This is a genomic window from Bradyrhizobium septentrionale, from assembly GCF_011516645.4.
Lineage (GTDB): Bacteria > Pseudomonadota > Alphaproteobacteria > Rhizobiales > Xanthobacteraceae > Bradyrhizobium > Bradyrhizobium septentrionale.
In genome coordinates this window covers 5,315,927-5,332,582 of the sequence record NZ_CP088285.1, presented here as the reverse complement: position 1 = coordinate 5,332,582, position 16,656 = coordinate 5,315,927, and the positions used below count along the sequence as shown (strand labels likewise).

The 16,656-nt window shown below is 62.5% G+C and carries 5 protein-coding genes, 1 tRNA gene and 5 pseudogenes; 5 read left to right on the top strand and 6 right to left on the bottom strand.

Going from position 1 to position 16,656, the window contains the following annotated elements:
• Nucleotides 1-78: 78 nt before the first annotated feature.
• The 3 pseudogenes from HAP48_RS51075 to HAP48_RS50935 all read right to left on the bottom strand — a co-directional run.
• Nucleotides 79-1,614, bottom strand: a pseudogene (locus tag HAP48_RS51075) (condensation domain-containing protein); the annotation flags it as partial.
• A 183-nt stretch (nt 1,615-1,797) separates the two neighbouring features.
• Nucleotides 1,798-6,651: pseudogene (locus tag HAP48_RS51070) on the bottom strand (amino acid adenylation domain-containing protein); the annotation flags it as partial.
• A gap of 1,137 nt (nt 6,652-7,788) precedes the next feature.
• A pseudogene (locus tag HAP48_RS50935) lies at nt 7,789-8,181 on the bottom strand (formyltransferase family protein); the annotation flags it as partial.
• 898 nt (nt 8,182-9,079) lie between these two features.
• Here HAP48_RS50935 and HAP48_RS27175 point away from each other — a divergent pair.
• The 4 genes and pseudogenes from HAP48_RS27175 (at nt 9,080) to HAP48_RS27160 (ending at nt 12,096) form a co-directional block, all read left to right on the top strand.
• Nucleotides 9,080-9,946, top strand: a complete 867-nt coding sequence (locus tag HAP48_RS27175) for a Fe(II)-2OG oxygenase family protein (RefSeq protein ID WP_156929122.1) — start codon at nt 9,080-9,082, stop codon at nt 9,944-9,946.
• A gap of 191 nt (nt 9,947-10,137) precedes the next feature.
• A pseudogene (locus HAP48_RS27170) lies at nt 10,138-11,483 on the top strand (IS1380-like element ISBdi2 family transposase).
• 183 nt (nt 11,484-11,666) lie between these two features.
• A complete protein-coding gene (locus HAP48_RS27165) occupies nt 11,667-11,807 on the top strand; it encodes a hypothetical protein (RefSeq protein WP_224741464.1) in 141 nt (46 codons plus the stop codon).
• A 214-nt stretch (nt 11,808-12,021) separates the two neighbouring features.
• Nucleotides 12,022-12,096: transfer RNA gene (locus HAP48_RS27160), tRNA-Arg, on the top strand.
• A gap of 573 nt (nt 12,097-12,669) precedes the next feature.
• On the opposite strand, the pseudogene HAP48_RS50515 reads toward HAP48_RS27160, so the two are convergent.
• Together HAP48_RS50515 and HAP48_RS27150 are read right to left on the bottom strand one after the other, a co-directional pair.
• Nucleotides 12,670-13,701, bottom strand: a pseudogene (locus HAP48_RS50515) (recombinase family protein); the annotation flags it as partial.
• 13 nt (nt 13,702-13,714) lie between these two features.
• Entirely contained in the window at nt 13,715-14,065 is a 351-nt protein-coding gene (locus tag HAP48_RS27150) for a hypothetical protein (RefSeq protein WP_143278893.1), read from the bottom strand.
• A 587-nt stretch (nt 14,066-14,652) separates the two neighbouring features.
• On the opposite strand from HAP48_RS27150, the gene HAP48_RS27145 reads away from it, so the two are divergent.
• Nucleotides 14,653-15,336, top strand: a complete 684-nt coding sequence (locus tag HAP48_RS27145) for a glycerol-3-phosphate acyltransferase (protein WP_166208670.1) — start codon at nt 14,653-14,655, stop codon at nt 15,334-15,336.
• Nucleotides 15,337-15,764: 428 nt separating this feature from the next.
• Here the strand turns inward: HAP48_RS27145 and HAP48_RS27140 are convergent, their stop codons facing one another.
• Entirely contained in the window at nt 15,765-16,598 is an 834-nt protein-coding gene (locus HAP48_RS27140) for a creatininase family protein (protein ID WP_029085172.1), read from the bottom strand.
• Nucleotides 16,599-16,656: the final 58 nt, after the last annotated feature.

The window sequence follows — 16,656 nt, the reverse complement described above, 5'->3', positions numbered from 1 at the left end:
CCGGTTCAGCTCCTCCAGCAGATAGGTGCGCTCGTCCGCTGGCAGGATGTCCAGCTCCCGCACTGGCGTGTTCGGCGCCCGCTCCAGCGCCGCTGCCAGCTGCGCGAGCGTCTGCTGCATGTAGCCGCAGATCCGATCCGCCGAGATTGGCTCCCCCCCCTGCGCCGTCAGCCCGAGCGCCTCGCCAAAATCCTCCACCGACAAGGTCAGCGGATAGTTGGTGCGCTCCTCCTCGCCCAGCCATTCCACGCCGGACAGCGCATCATCGGCTGCGGAGGCGGTGACCGCCGCCGGCGTGTTGTGGCGGTAGTTCAACAGCGCGCTGAACAGCGGCGCCGGCGCCGCAACGGCGCTGCAGCGCTGCGCCAGCGCCAGCGAGGCATGCTCGTGCGCCAAGAGCTCGACCAGCCGGGCATGCGTGGTTCGCACGCTCGCCTCGACCGCGGTGCCGTCAAGATCAAGCCGCAGCGGCAGGGTGTTGATGAACAGGCCCATCGCGCGGTCGGCGCCCGCCCCGCCATGCATGCGGCCGAACAGCACCGTGCCGAACACCACCTGCTCGCGGCCGCTGCTGCGCGCCACCACCTGACCCCAGGCCAGATGGCACAGGCTGGCCAGGCTCACCCCCAGCCGCCGCGCCTGGCTGCGCAGCCGCGCGTTCAGCTGCTGCGGCAGCATCCGCTGCGCCTCTCGAACCCCGCCGCCGTCGCCGCGCACCTCGCTCAAGCCGAACGGCGTGCTCGGCTCGTCGATGTCTGCCAGCAGCTCCCGGAAGAACGCTTCATCCGCCTTGGCATCAGCGCCGAGATGCGCCTGCGCCACCAGATTGCGGAACGGCTGTGGCTCGCTCAGCTCGTGCTCGCGTCCCTCCAGCACAGCCTGGACCTCGGCACGCATCACCTCCAGTGTCGTGTGATCCCCGATCAGATGATGCTGCAGCTCCAACAGCAGCCAGCGCCCGCTGCCGGGCTCGCGCGCAATCACAAACCGCAACAAGGGCGCTCGGCCAAGATCGATGCGGTGCTGGCGCGGATCAAACCGATCCTTAAGCTGCGCGGCGCCAGGACCAGCAGACCCGTCCAGCTCGACCTCGCTCACCTCCAGCGATGCGTGGCGCCAAACCACCTGGGCCGGCCGCGACAATCCCTCCCAGACAAACGAGGTACGCAGGATGTCATGTCGATCCACCACCCGCTGGACCGCGGCAAGATAGCGGTCCAACACGCCACGCTCGGCAAACGCCATCTGCGATACCAGCAGGTACGGATCGCCCTTTGTCGCCAACAGATGATGGAACAGGATGCCGTCCTGCAGCGGCGACAAGCCATAAATGTCCTGGATGTTGCCGATCCCGCCGGGTACCGTGGCGATGATCCGATCGATCTCGTCCTGCGCCAGCTCGATGAGCGGCAACATCTCTGGCGTGATCGCCGTACTCTGTTCGGTGATCCGATTGGCCGGGACCGCCACCTCCTGATGACTGCCCAGGCTTGCGGCCTGATCGGCCAGCACCGGCCTGGCGAACAGCGTGCGCACCTCAACCCCCAGCGACCGCCGCCGCAAACGCTCGATCAGTTGCACCGCCAGCAGCGAGTGCCCGCCGAGCGCAAAGAAGTGGTCGTGGCGTCCGACCCGCTCAACACCCAGAAGCTCGGCCCAGATCTGTGCCAGCGCGGGCTCGATCTCGCCTTGCGGCGCCTCATAGGCGCGATGCGCATACGCCTCATCGTCCGGCGCAGCCAGCGCCTTGCGGTCCAGCTTGCCGTTCACCGTCAGCGGCAGCGCCGCCAGCCGCACGAACGCCGATGGCACCATGTACTCCGGCAGGTGTGCACTTATGTGCGCGCGCAAGGCGCCGACAAGCTCGCTTCCCTCCAGCCCGTTCGAAGCTGCTTCCGGCGCGCACACCACATAGGCGACAAGACGCTGCTCGCCGCCGGGGCCCTCGTGCGCCACCACCACCGCCTCGCGCACGAACGGGTGCTCGCAAAGCCGCGCCGCGATCTCGCCCGGCTCGATCCGGAAGCCGCGGATCTTCACCTGGTCGTCGTTGCGGCCCAAAAACTCCAGATTGCCGTCCGGTAGGTAGCGCGCCAGATCGCCGGTGCGGTACAGCCGGTCGCCGTCCACAAAGGGACTGGCGATGAACCGCTCCGCGGTCAGCTCGGGCCGGTTCAGGTAGCCGCGCGCCACCCCCGCCCCGCCAATGCAGAGCTCCCCCACCGCCCCGAACGGCACCAGCCCGCCATGATCATCCAGCAGATACACCCGCGTGTTCGCAATCGGGCGGCCAATCGGGACAATGGCCCCATCAAACCCATCGGGGCAACTCCAGGTCGCCGCACAAACTGTTGCTTCGGTAGGTCCATAAGCATTGATAATGGATGCTGGAGCTAGACTCCGGATCAGTTCTGCCTTCGGCAGCTCTCCAGCAAGAATGAGAACTTGCGATCCCAAGCCTTCCAGCTTCTGGCTTCCCTGAAGCAAGGCTGGAGGCAGCGTCGCGTGCGTGATGGCTTCGCTTCGCAGATAATCCGATAGCTTGTTACTCGCTTGACGGAGCTCATCCGCAGGCAAATGCAATGTGGCTCCCGAACCAAACGCCATAACAAGCTCCCAGGCGCTTGCATCAAAACCGAAGGAGGCGAACTGCACCACGCGGCTGTTGCAACAAACGCCAAAAAGCCCGATCTGAGCCAAGCTGAGATTGACCAAGCCGCGATGCTCGACCATGACCCCCTTGGGGGTGCCTGTTGATCCGGAGGTGTAGATCACATAGGCGAGATGGCGCGAGGTCAGGCCGAGCGCACGCGGGTCCGGATCCGACGCCGGCAGATTTGCCCATTCCGGCGTCGCCGCCAGATCCACCACCGTCAGATCGCGTAGCGCATCGTCGCCCAGCGCCGATCGCCCGGTTGCATCGGCCAGCAGCACTCGCGGCGCCGCATCGTCGAGAACCTGCCGCAGCCGCGCCGGCGGATAGGCCGGATCCAGCGGCAGATAGGCGCCCCCCGCCTTGAGGATCGCCAACAGCCCCACCACCATCGCCACGCTGCGCGCAACGCAGATCGCCACCGGCTGATCCGGCCTGACCCCGAGCCCGATCAGATGATGCGCCAGCTGGTTGGCCCGCGCATTGAGCTCGCCATAGCTTACGCGCTGGTCCTGATAGACCACCGCCACCGCATTCGGCGCCTGGCGCACCTGCGCCTCAAACAGCTCATGGATGCACTGCTCCACAGGATACGGCGCCGCCGTCCGGTTCAGCTCCTCCAGCAGATAGGTGCGCTCGTCCGCTGGCAGGATGTCCAGCTCCCGCACTGGCGTGTTCGGCGCCCGCTCCAGCGCCGCTGCCAGCTGCGCGAGCGTCTGCTGCATGTAGCCGCAGATCCGATCCGCCGAGATTGGCTCCACCCCCTGCGCCGTCAGCCCGAGCGCCTCGCCAAAATCCTCCACCGACAAGGTCAGCGGATAGTTGGTGCGCTCCTCCTCGCCCAGCCATTCCACGCCGGACAGCGCATCATCGGCTGCGGAGGCGGTGACCGCCGCCGGCGTGTTGTGGCGGTAGTTCAACAGCGCGCTGAACAGCGGCGCCGGCGCCGCAACGGCGCTGCAGCGCTGCGCCAGCGCCAGCGAGGCATGCTCGTGCGCCAAGAGCTCGACCAGCCGGGCATGCGTGGTTCGCACGCTCGCCTCGACCGCGGTGCCGTCAAGATCAAGCCGCAGCGGCAGGGTGTTGATGAACAGGCCCATCGCGCGGTCGGCGCCCGCCCCGCCATGCATGCGGCCGAACAGCACCGTGCCGAACACCACCTGCTCGCGGCCGCTGCTGCGCGCCACCACCTGACCCCAGGCCAGATGGCACAGGCTGGCCAGGCTCACCCCCAGCCGCCGCGCCTGGCTGCGCAGCCGCGCGTTCAGCTGCTGCGGCAGCATCCGCTGCGCCTCTCGAACCCCGCCGCCGTCGCCGCGCACCTCGCTCAAGCCGAACGGCGTGCTCGGCTCGTCGATGTCTGCCAGCAGCTCCCGGAAGAACGCTTCATCCGCCTTGGCATCAGCGCCGAGATGCGCCTGCGCCACCAGATTGCGGAACGGCTGTGGCTCGCTCAGCTCGTGCTCGCGTCCCTCCAGCACAGCCTGGACCTCGGCACGCATCACCTCCAGTGTCGTGTGATCCCCGATCAGATGATGCTGCAGCTCCAACAGCAGCCAGCGCCCGCTGCCGGGCTCGCGCGCAATCACAAACCGCAACAAGGGCGCTCGGCCAAGATCGATGCGGTGCTGGCGCGGATCAAACCGATCCTTAAGCTGCGCGGCGCCAGGACCAGCAGACCCGTCCAGCTCGACCTCGCTCACCTCCAGCGATGCGTGGCGCCAAACCACCTGGGCCGGCCGCGACAATCCCTCCCAGACAAACGAGGTACGCAGGATGTCATGTCGATCCACCACCCGCTGGACCGCGGCAAGATAGCGGTCCAACACGCCACGCTCGGCAAACGCCATCTGCGATACCAGCAGGTACGGATCGCCCTTTGTCGCCAACAGATGATGGAACAGGATGCCGTCCTGCAGCGGCGACAAGCCATAAATGTCCTGGATGTTGCCGATCCCGCCGGGTACCGTGGCGATGATCCGATCGATCTCGTCCTGCGCCAGCTCGATGAGCGGCAACATCTCTGGCGTGATCGCCGTACTCTGTTCGGTGATCCGATTGGCCGGGACCGCCACCTCCTGATGACTGCCCAGGCTTGCGGCCTGATCGGCCAGCACCGGCCTGGCGAACAGCGTGCGCACCTCAACCCCCAGCGACCGCCGCCGCAAACGCTCGATCAGTTGCACCGCCAGCAGCGAGTGCCCGCCGAGCGCAAAGAAGTGGTCGTGGCGTCCGACCCGCTCAACACCCAGAAGCTCGGCCCAGATCTGTGCCAGCGTGATCTCGATCTCGCCTTGCGGCGGCTCATAGGCGCGATGCGCATACGCCTCATCGTCCGGCGCAGCCAGCGCCTTGCGGTCCAGCTTGCCGTTCACCGTCAGCGGCAGCGCCGCCAGCCGCACGAACGCCGATGGCACCATGTACTCCGGCAGGTGTGCACTTATGTGGGCGCGCAAGGCGCCGACAAGCTCGCTTCCCTCCAGCCCGTTCGAAGCTGCTTCCGGCGCGCACACCACATAGGCGACAAGACGCTGCTCGCCGCCGGGGCCCTCGTGCGCCACCACCACCGCCTCGCGCACGAACGGGTGCTCGCAAAGCCGCGCCGCGATCTCGCCCGGCTCGATCCGGAAGCCGCGGATCTTCACCTGGTCGTCGTTGCGGCCCAAAAACTCCAGATTGCCGTCCGGTAGGTAGCGCGCCAGATCGCCGGTGTGGTACAGCCGGTCGCCGTCCACAAAGGGACTGGCGATGAACCGCTCCGCGGTCAGCTCGGGCCGGTTCAGGTAGCCGCGCGCCACCCCCGCCCCGCCGACGTAGAGCTCCCCGACCGCGCCAAACGGAACCGGCGCACCATGACCGTCCAGCAGATAGACCACCGAATTCCGGATTGGTCGTCCCAGTGGCACCCGCTGCTGGCCGTCGAAGCCAGCAGGCACCGGGTAGGAGAGACTGAAGGTGGTGTTCTCGGTCGGGCCGTAGCCATTTGAGATTCGCAGCGTCGGATGTCGCGTCTGACATGCTCTGATGGAACTGGCTGAGACCTCTTCGCCCCCGACCAGCAGTTGCTGCAGCCCACTGGTGCTCCGCCCCTCCCCGACATAGACGTCGAACAACCGCGCAGTCATCCAAGCGATAGTGATGCCTTGGTCTTGGATGATCCGGGCCAGCGTTGCCGTCGAGAGATAGCGTTCAGGATAGAGCACAACACTGGCGCCGTTCGCCAAGGCTCCCCAGACTTCGAACGTGGTCGCATCGAATGTCGGCGAGGAAGCGTTGAGAAAAACGTCCTGCGGCGAGATCTCGACGATATCGTTCTCCGCCACCAGACGCACCACTCCGCGATGCTCGACCATGACCCCCTTGGGCGAACCGGTTGATCCGGAGGTGTAGATCACATAGGCGAGATGGCGCGAGGTCAGGCCGAGCGCACGCGGGTCCGGATCCGACGCCGGCAGATTTGCCCATTCCGGCGTCGCCGCCAGATCCACCACCGTCAGATCGCGTAGCGCATCGTCGCCCAGCGCCGATCGCCCGGTTGCATCGGCCAGCAGCACTCGCGGCGCCGCATCGTCGAGAACCTGCCGCAGCCGCGCCGGCGGATAGGCCGGATCCAGCGGCAGATAGGCGCCCCCCGCCTTGAGGATCGCCAACAGCCCCACCACCATCGCCACGCTGCGCGCAACGCAGATCGCCACCGGCTGATCCGGCCTGACCCCGAGCCCGATCAGATGATGCGCCAGCTGGTTGGCCCGCGCATTGAGCTCGCCATAGCTTAGCCGCTCCTCCTCATGGACCACCGCCACCGCGTCCGGCGCACGGCGAACCTGTGCCTCGAACAGCTCGTGGATGCACACGTCCGACGGATAGGCCGATGCCGTCCGGTTCAGCTCCTCCAGCAGATACGCGCGCTCAGCGGATGACAAGAGTTCAATCCGCCCCACCGGCTGCCGCGGATCTGCCTTCACAGCACATAGCAAATTTTGCAAATGCTGGGTCATACGGTCGATATGCTTGGGCTCCAAGCGACTTGCATCAAAGTGCCATCGAAAGCTGCCATCTAGAGCGCAAACCTCAAATGTTAACGCCTCACCGGGCAGGGCTGCCTCAGAAGTCGGGCTCGAAGCTAGGTCACCAGTGGCAGACTCGCCACTTACAGTAAGCATAACGCCAACGGGCCAGGGCCGGCGCAATCGTAACGCCTCCATACCGAGCAACGTTGGGCAGCGCGCGATAAGATCTCGCGCGAAGCTATCCTGCTCCTTCAGCTGAGCGAATTCGGCCGCCACCACCGTGCGCGCCTCTGCAAAATCATTGTCGAGATCGATGGTAATTGCCATCGGCACAACAGAAGCGACAAGCACCTCGAGCGCTTTCAAGCCCGCTCGCGATCCACTCGGCGCGGGAGTCCATCCCAATTGAAGCTCTAATTCTCCCGTGATGCGGGCTAGGTAGATCAGCCAAGCCGTTAGCAAGAATTCCGTGCGATTACTGGGAGACAGCTCAGCCAAAGCACCTGGAATTCGCCATGAACTCAACTGCCATTGAGGTGCAGCCAAAGCTACTGAACACGACAAAAAGGAAAGCTGGGATGTTTTGAACTGTTCAAGCCGCCGTCGCCAAAAACTCTCACGAGGCGCCAACATTTCATGCGCGACCGTTATGCTCCGCGCCTCGTCATCGCTCAGAATCGGGAGGCGGTCGCCTACATGGGAATCAGAACGCCTCGCGAGTGCCCGCGCATCCAGAGCCTTACCATCCAAGCTGCTAAGCCAAACATCAACATCCTCTGTCCCTGTCGCCACACGCCAGTGGCTGGGGTGGATCTCAACTAAAGCCCCCGCAGCAAAACCCGAGCGCCGAGCCGTCACCTCCAAGCGCTTGACGACGACAACGTCATCGCCTACGAGAGCCTTGGACAACCCCAATGGATTGGTATGATACGGGCCAAAGTCTAAGGCGCGCGTCATCGCTTCCAGATCTTGTGCGGATCGATCCCATCGCAGACAGCCCGCAGCATCTGGGCGTCGACCTTTCGGGAAAAAGCTTCGGTCCGCTAGCGCTTGCGGACGAGCACTAAGCTCTCCATTTGTTAAGCCAGTTAGAAGCTCGCGGAAGCCATCGATAGCAGCCTCATAACATTTGAGATTCAGCGTCAGCGCAGTATCGCTCGTCGCAATCAACACTTGGCGTTGGACGACCAGCTCACCAGTACCAACACCGTGATCGATACGATGCCACGTGATGCCATGTTCGGTCTCACGGGCAGGAAGCGCCCAAGACGTCGCATGAGTTCCGGCATATCGCGGCAACGGACCGTCGTGGTAATTGAAAGCGCCTCTACGCGCTTTCCCAAACACATCTGCTGGCAATATGAACGGATTGGCAACGGAAAATATCCACTCGACTGGCTCGGCGTTGAGCAGCGCAGATAGCTCTTCAATGCTCGTCACACACAAGATATCGGCGAGAGCGGCCCAATCGCGGAATATGGCGTCGGCACACAGCGCCGCCCGGATCACGTGGCCCATCTCCATCACTAGCTGAGCACATCTAACAGCTAGCGTACCACCACCAACAAAGATGCAAGAGCCAACCGGTGTAGCAAGTTTCATCTGAACTCTTAGACAGGGGTTACGATGAAGGCCGTAACGGATCACCCCGCATTTCAAGCAATCGACATACCAATGACGTACTGCGAGCGTTTCCTGAAGAAATAACGCGCGCCTCGCTCGGAATGCCGCCGTCGGACTTGGGACATCGACGTCCTGAACCAGACACAGCTCAGCACAACAATACGGACGTCATTGGCGACGATCACCGCATGGGCGTCCGCAAAGTCGTCGGAAGATCTGCAACAGCCGCCGTCATCACCGCGCGTACAGCAGAATCTCCTTGGCGCTCACGTTAAGTAACGGACGCGCCAATGACCTTCTGCGAGCTCATTCTGAAGAAAACAATTCGCTTCTCGCCGGGCTGCCAGAATTTTGCCGTCATGCCGTCGGGCTTGGGACATTAACGCCTTGAACCGAACAGAGCTCAACACAACAGCACGCGCCGTCAACAGCGACGACCACTCAAGATCGGGCGCCCGCGCCTTGCCCGGATTGCCTTTGCGAGCCAAAATGCTCGCCGCTGCTTTCTCCAGGTGGTCTGCTCGTCGAGTGAGAGAGGGTCCTGCGGCAGGGATTCCGCTCGATGTTGCAAAGTTCGCCACGCATCGCGTTTTCGCAGATTGGCCGGGGCTCGGCACTAAGTAGCGTTTTCGCTTAATGCCCGCTGACGTCTGTGGCACGGCCCTTGCTCGTGAGGCGACGAATGCGACGAAGAACGGGTCCACGGCGAATGTCGCAACCACAACTGACTCCTGATCTCTCACATCGGCGCATGCTGTTGACCCTTGGGTGCAGCGGCTTGGATGTGACTTGCGTGATCGAGGCACTCAGTCGAGACTGTGTCATTTTGATTCGTAATGTCTCACCGAGCGAGTCGGACGGCCTCGTACATCAAATTGCCGGTGAACTGGGATTGCAAAAAAAGCTAGAGCTGGAGGCCGGCTTTTCCGATTTTCTTGGTCACCGACGGCGGATCAACAAATACTTCATGAGCGTTAATTCCCGAGATGATTATCAGTTTGTCACCCCGCATTCCGAAGGAGATAGAATATCTAATATGCAGTTGTCGTGCTTTTATTGTTTCGAGAATAGTAAAGACGGAGGAGAAACAATCCTATTGAACATCGACGACACAAGTGAGGCATGGGGACTTTTACGAGAAAAAACGACAAAAATATTACCTGGATCAAAGCCATTGTCTCGGGGCATGATCACTCGTGCAAAAGCACTTTATCGTCTGAGCTCGCCGGATGACTATTTGGTACCAGATGACCAAATAGTAGCCGAGGTGAAATCCGAGATCCCGGGCCTTTTGCTGGCGATTGTTATGGCAAGGCCGAAAAGAAGCTTTTCCCTTCTCCTAGGGCGGGATGTGAATGTCCTTTGGGATAACATTGGTAGTGTTGACCAAAGCTGTCTTCACTTTTTCGTTCGGATGTTGCAGGAGCGAGAACTTCTCAAGTTCCCGCCGAACGGTTTTGAGTTGCACCAACTGGACCCCGTTAATGCAGGACGGAGCTGGTGTTCAGGCGCCGATTACGAGAAACTTTTTTGTGACGAGATTATTCTCAAGCTAAAACCAGGGGACCTTGTTATTCTGAACAACCTAACTTGGGCGCATGCGGTGAACAATTGGACATCGGCACCGGGCACTCGAAGGATAGCCGTGGCATTGGCCTAGCGTATTGTTGTTAGCGTTGAGATGATATTGGGCGAGCGCGACCAAGTCGGATTCCTTGGCGACATCTAGCCCGTCTTATTCGTCAGAGGGCGCCTGAGAGGCTGGCGAGCGTGGTGTAAAGCGCTAATGCGGCGTAGGATTCGGTTGCAAAGCCAACCCCATCACCTTCAGCCGCGAACACCACGCCCGCCATGACCGATGATACGATTCCGCCCTTCTCGTTTCCAGCCGTTCACGCCAAGAAAGTCACAGCTGCCTTCGTAGGCGGTCGGCTGACCTCGAACGGGGGCGTGATGCTTCTGGCGATGGCCGAGCGGCGTCTCGGCTTGGCCGACAATTTGGCCCGGGTGTTCCCGGATCGGCGCGATCCGACGCGGGTCGTGCACAGCCTTGTCGATATGTTCCGCGCGCGCATGTTCGCGATCTGCTGCGGCTACGAGGACGCCGACGACCTCGATCATCTGCGGTCCGATCCCGCATTCAAGCTGGCCTGCGGACGGCTGCCGGACACGGGTCGCGATCTGTGTTCCCAACCGACGCTGTCGCGGCTGGAGAATGCTCCGCGCCTGCGCGACGTGATCCGACTGACCTACACTTTGGTCGACGCATGGATGGATAGCTACCCGCGCGAGCCGGCATCCGTCACGCTCGACATCGATGATACCTGCGATGTCGTCCACGGCCATCAGCAGCTCTCGCTGTTCAACGCTCATTATGACGAACGCTGCTTCCTGCCGATCCACGTCTACGACACGGAGAAGAGCCGGCCCGTGGCGGTCGTGCTGCGGCCCGGCAAGACGCCGGGCGGCGTCGAGGTGCGTGCCCATCTGCGCCGCCTGATACGGCATATCCGGACGCGGTGGCACAACACGCGAATTACGTTCCGTGGCGACGGGCGCACTATGCTCGGCCGGAGGCCATGACGTGGTGCGAGACCAACGGCATCGACTACATCTTCGGTCTGTCCGGCACCAAGCCGCTCGCCAGAAAAGTCGACGAGGCCGCCGACGACATCCGCACGCGACGCGCCATCGAGAACCTGCCGGTTCTGCGTGGCTATACCGAGACGCGCCACAAGGCAAAGTCCTGGGATCGCGAACGGCGCACCGTCGTCCGTATTGAGGCGACGATGCTCGGCCTCGACATCCGCTTCGTCGTCACCAGCCTCGATGTCGGCTCGGCCGAGTGGATCTACGACAGCCTGTATTGCGCGCGCGGCCAAGCCGAGAATCTGATCAAGCTGCATAAGACACAGCTCGCCTCCGATCGCACCAGCTGCCGTTCGGCGCTCGCCAATCAAGTCCGCCTCGTTCTCCACACCGCCGCTTATTGGCTGATGCTGACCGTGCGCGACGCGATTCCCAAAGCCCGGGAATTGGCCACAGCCGAGTTCGCGACGCTGCGTCTTCGGCTCTTGAAACTCGCTGCCCGTGTCGTCGAGACCACGAGCCGCATTCGCCTTGCGTTTGCCGCGGCATGTCCCGAAGCCGACCTGATCCGCGGCTTGCCAGGCGCGCTGCTGCCGCTCGGTCCTTGACCGGCGGGGCGTCCGCCCCCCGTTCGCCCAACCTACACCTCAAGCGCGTTGCAAAGTACGGGTCGTCAGGCGGTGAAAAGCCGAAGGCAATCCCGCGCGCCTCGTCAGAGCAGATGTGCGGCCACATCAATCGGACTAAAAAAAACGCACTCTCACGAATAGGACGGGCTAGATAATTCGACTGTGGAAGGGCTCTACAAGAAGCACGGACCGCTCGCGCTAATCGGCTCGCGCACGAAGCTGATGCAGCATTGGGCTGATCGGATCGACCACTGGCTCGATCCCAAGAAGGTAATGCCGATAAAGCGCGGCACGCAGGCCTAATGCTCTACGCTTTTCCGCCTAGTTAAACGCCACAACTACACGCGCCGGATCTGACACTTCAGCGCAGATTGACCGCTGCCCTCCGAAGGCATGTGTCAACCCAGTAGGAGCAAAAAAGGAGTTCGAAAGAGGCCCGGAATTCAGAGACTTGCGAGGACGTTGCGCGCCGCTTCACACTCGCAACAAATTCACGTAAGCAGCACGTTAGCAGAATGCACCCGTAGCTCAGTTGGATAGAGCGTCGCCCTCCGAAGGCGTCCCACACGTTCGAATCGTGTCGGGTGCGCCATTTCGGTACAAAACTGGGCACTCCAAAACCTGCCGATTTTGCGCCGGACGCGGCGACGAGAGTGCGCAAGAGCACGCTTTTCGATCCCATGATGCGAACTTCTTTCGCGTCCACCTCGATGCGCTGGGCCAGCGCGCGCAGGTGATCGCGGCGGTAGCCGCCCTGTTCGGTCCGCATGCGCCGGCGGGCCTGGCTGGCGAAGGTCTTGAGCGCCTGGGGTGTGATGCTCGGCCCAGCCCGATCCAGCGCACCCTCGCCCCGCTCCGCGTCGGCGCGGGCCTGGTCGCGGATCGACTTCAGCTCGGTTACACGCTCCTTGAGCATCGGGTCTGAGACGTCGGCGATCCCGTTTTCGATGGCGTCGTATAGCCGCTTGAGTTTGGCTTCCGCTTCGGCCGCACGCTTGCGCAATTCGGCGATATGCGTCGTTCGGCGCTCGGCGCGCTCCTTCCGGCGATGCAGGACGGCCGATAAGACTTCCTCGAGACGTTTGGGCTGCAAAAGGCGGTGCTCGATGTGCTCGGCTACGACGCTGTCGAGCTTTTCCATCGGAACGGTGCGGCCTTTGCAGCCGGTCTCGCCCTGCCGGGCCTTGGTCGAGCACGTGTAGTACCTGTACCGTCCACTCTTCCCGGTCCTCAGTGTCATCGCGCCGCCGCAGGTGGCGCAAAAGCAGATGCCGGTAAGGAGGGTCGGTCCGCTGACGACGCGCGGCGCGGTCAGCGCCGGGCAGCGCGTCTTGAGTAGCATCTGCACGGCCTCGAACTCGGCCGCATCGATGATCGGCGGCACCGCCATTTCCACCACCTCGGCGTCCGGTTTGCGCTCGCGGGTCTTCCAAAATTTGGTGTTGAACCGGTGACGGCCGATGTACGTGGTTCGCGTTAGTACCTTGTGCACGGCATCGACGCCCCAGCGTCCGCCATCGCGCGTTCGGATGCCGGCTTCGTTCAGATGCTTGGCGATCGATTTGACGCCCATCGACCCGGATGAGCCGCTTCCTTCGCGCGCCAGGCGATAGATCAGCCGCACGGTCTTGGCCTGGATAGGATCGATCTCCAGCGTCTTCTTGGTGCGATGGCCGCGCTGCTCACTGGCTTCCACGATACGGTAACCGATCGGCGGCAACGCGCCATTCCAGAAGCCTTGCCGTGCGTTCTCCTTCATCGCTCGCAGCGTGTGCTTGGCATTCTCCTTGGACTGATATTCGTCGAACAGTGCCATGATTTGGCGGATCATGTTGCTCATCGGATCATCGCCGAGTTCCTGCGTGATCGACACCAGCCGCACGCCATTCTTGGCGAGCCGGCGGACATAAAACTCAAGCTGGAACTGGTCGCGGAAGAAGCGGCTGAAGCTGTGGACCAGGATCACGTCGAACGCCGGCGGCTTGACCGTCGCCGCGTCGATCATGCGCTGGAACTCCGGCCGCCGATCGTCGGTCGCGGACGCTCCGGGCTCGACATAGTCAGCGACGATCTCCCACCCACGAGACGCACAATGAGCCTTCGCCTGGCGGCGCTGATCCGGGATAGAAAGATCGCTGTCTGCTTGCCGCCCCGTCGAGACCCGCAGGTAGAGAGCCGCCCGAACCGTCGCTGCCATGGTGATTTCCCCCTTAGCCGTCTCCAAACAGCTCGTCGAACAGGTCGCCGAACCAAGCCTCAAAGACGGCGATCTCGGCTTCAGCAACCGGCACGTCTTCCGGCCAGTCATCCGTCACCGTCCATGTCACCGAAGTGCGCTTCGCTCCTCGCCGGCTAGGACGCGCGGGCGCCACTGCATAGTCGTAGAGATCGTCGCATTGCACGTTGGTCGACACGCGCCGCTGCGATTCTTGAGAGCGAGCCATGGCGCCATTGTGGCAAGCTTGGCCGATCCACTGAACAGCCGAAGCGCGCGCTACATCACGCTGCTGTGCTCCGACCTCGCGCTTCGTCTGCCGGCTGAGCGCAATCGCGCAGAGCAAGCTATGATCGCATGGCAGCAAAGGCCGGGCCATCGGAGCGCAGTCAAGGCCGCAAGCCGGCGGAGCCGGTCGCGCAAAGCGCGAGCCTTGACGGCGTTCCGTTGGTCCGGCAGCGGTCTCGCATGCGATCATGGCGGGCCTCCATGCCGAGCCTGCACAACTGGACGCTACGCTGCGAATGATGCCGCTCGGAACGTTGATTTTGAATGCTTTCTCGGTTCGAATGGCACCAGGCCGCCTAATACGGTGCCGCTGCAGTGCCATCCAAAACAATGTGCAGACAAACACTTACGATCCCCGACGGCACGGAGCGACACCGTCGCTTTTATCTAGCCGTCCTAATCGATCGTGGTCTGTGCCCGTCATCTTGATGACAAGCACGCGGCCCTCGGTCGGTAGTATCAGGTATTGTCGATAGCAGACGAGAGAGCGGATGTGGCAATATCGACGCGAATGACCCGGAGCAGCCCGACGGCAGCTTTTGCACGAGACGGACGGTCGCAACCTGGGAAGCCGACACTGGCGCTAACCATCCGGCAATAAGTTCAGGACACGTTGGAAGAATGGGCCGCTCACCGAATTAATTCATGAGGTCGACTGTCTTGTGGACATTGACATCGGAAACTGAAGCTTACGCGCAAATCCTGGGCGCAATTTTTGGCTATCTGGTCGGCTCGTTACCGTCCGAGGTGCTTCAGAAGAAGGCCGAAGCCGTTCAGGGTAATCGCAAGACTATTTTGGGCAACCTGCGGACGACCGAGCCGCTCATCCTAGATGTCGTAAAAGGTGCGATGGCTGTACTAGTCGCCTTTTGGCTGGCTCGTGCGTTCAATGACGGCTCAACGAGCGCGGACCTTAGTCAAGAATTTTCGGTATGGTTTGCGGCAGGCGTTGCCGCCTTTCTAGGTCACTTGTTTCCGATCTGGCGCGGTTTTCGAGGTGGCAATGGGTTTGGCATATACCTCGGCGTGCTAATCGGCTGGTGGTGGCCGGCGGCACTTGCGTTCTGTATCACATGGCTGATCGTTGCTCGTGCTACGCGGAATTCATCCCTGGCCTCGCTGCTCGCGGCAGTCGTCGCCGCGCTGGCGTTCTACTTGGGCACCCAACCCATGGGTACAACAAGTATGGTCTTCTGGGAACTATATCGTCAGCACGAAGTCATGACGTGGGCTACGGCCCTCATGGCGGTAGTCACTGCCTGGAAGCATCGTGACGACATTAAGAGGTTGCTGACCGGCACAGAGCCGAAAATCGGCACAGGAGATTGATAGTCGCAACGCGGGGGGCGAGGAACCTGGGACACTCGCCCTTTCGGTAATCCGTGCTCCATCTCAAAGCGACCGCTCCGAACGTGATGCGGGCCGTACCTGTGAGGTCGACAGCTGGCCCATCACGTCGATCCCAAGACTGGTCGAAAGGACCGCTATCGAAGGTATTCGGAACCACCAGTGAAATCGGGAAGACAGCCGCCATAAAGCGTAGCGCAAGATCGCAGTCCGTCGCAGGCGATCCGGCCGCATCGCTTGGGCGGTCATTGCGTCATAGCGCCACGGCGAGGCAATAGTGCCCATCTTCATCGGCCGTGGCGCGCCAGCTTTGCCTGTGTTCGGCGAGCGGTCGATGCGGGCTTTCACAAAGAACATTCGCGTGGGCGCGCCCGGAGCAGCACGCATGTGCCGCCGCCTGACCTGCGATGTCACGTTGCTTTGCCCGCCGTGGTCTCTTGCCCCCGGCCTACCCGCCAGACCGGATCCGGGCGAGACCATAGCGCCGTGTTGCGGATTGCTTCGGCCAACGCCTCTGCCTGCACGCCAAGGAAACGCGCGCCCTTTTCGGCCGTGGCGCTCCGCGGGTCCCCCCAGGAGCCTGTGATCGGCGCGCGTTCGGAGAAGGAGTAGAACCGCGAGAACCCTGCCGGCGGCTCTACCGCGGCAGGCGCCTGCTGCATCGCCTCGTCCAGCTTGTGTTCCTTCACAATGTCCCTCGCGATCGCCATCATGACCGAGGTTTCGCCCTCGCAAGCGTGTTTCGGTGCGGTGTCGGATTCGAAGATTGCCGCGATCTTCACGGGTGCCAGGAACCATGGCGTTGTGGCGACGATCGGAAAGTCGTACGCCACCGCCAGTTCGCGCGATGCCACGGCAAGCGGATCGATATTGCCGCCATGGCCGTTGACGATCAGCAAGCGGGCAAAGCCCAATGCGCGAAGAGATCGCACGATGCTTTCTAGGATCGCGCGATAAGCGGCATAGTCCACGCTGATCGTGCCACCGAAAGGCAAATGATGCTCGCTCAAACCCAACCACAGGCCGGGCAACACGGCGACCGGTACCGGATCTGGACCCGCGGCCACCAGCCGCGCGGCCGCAATCGCGGCGGCACTGGCGCTGGCCGTATCGGTAATCACAGGCAAATGCGGGCCATGCTGCTCCAGCGAGCCGGCGGGCAGGATCGCCAGAGCGCCTTCGCGTGCGGCGATCGCGCGTAGGTCCGGAGCGGTCATACGCGCCCATTCGACTTCAATGCTCATAGCGATCTCCCGAAAGGATCTGGATGGAGGGGGTCATCATGCGATCGGAGAAGAAATA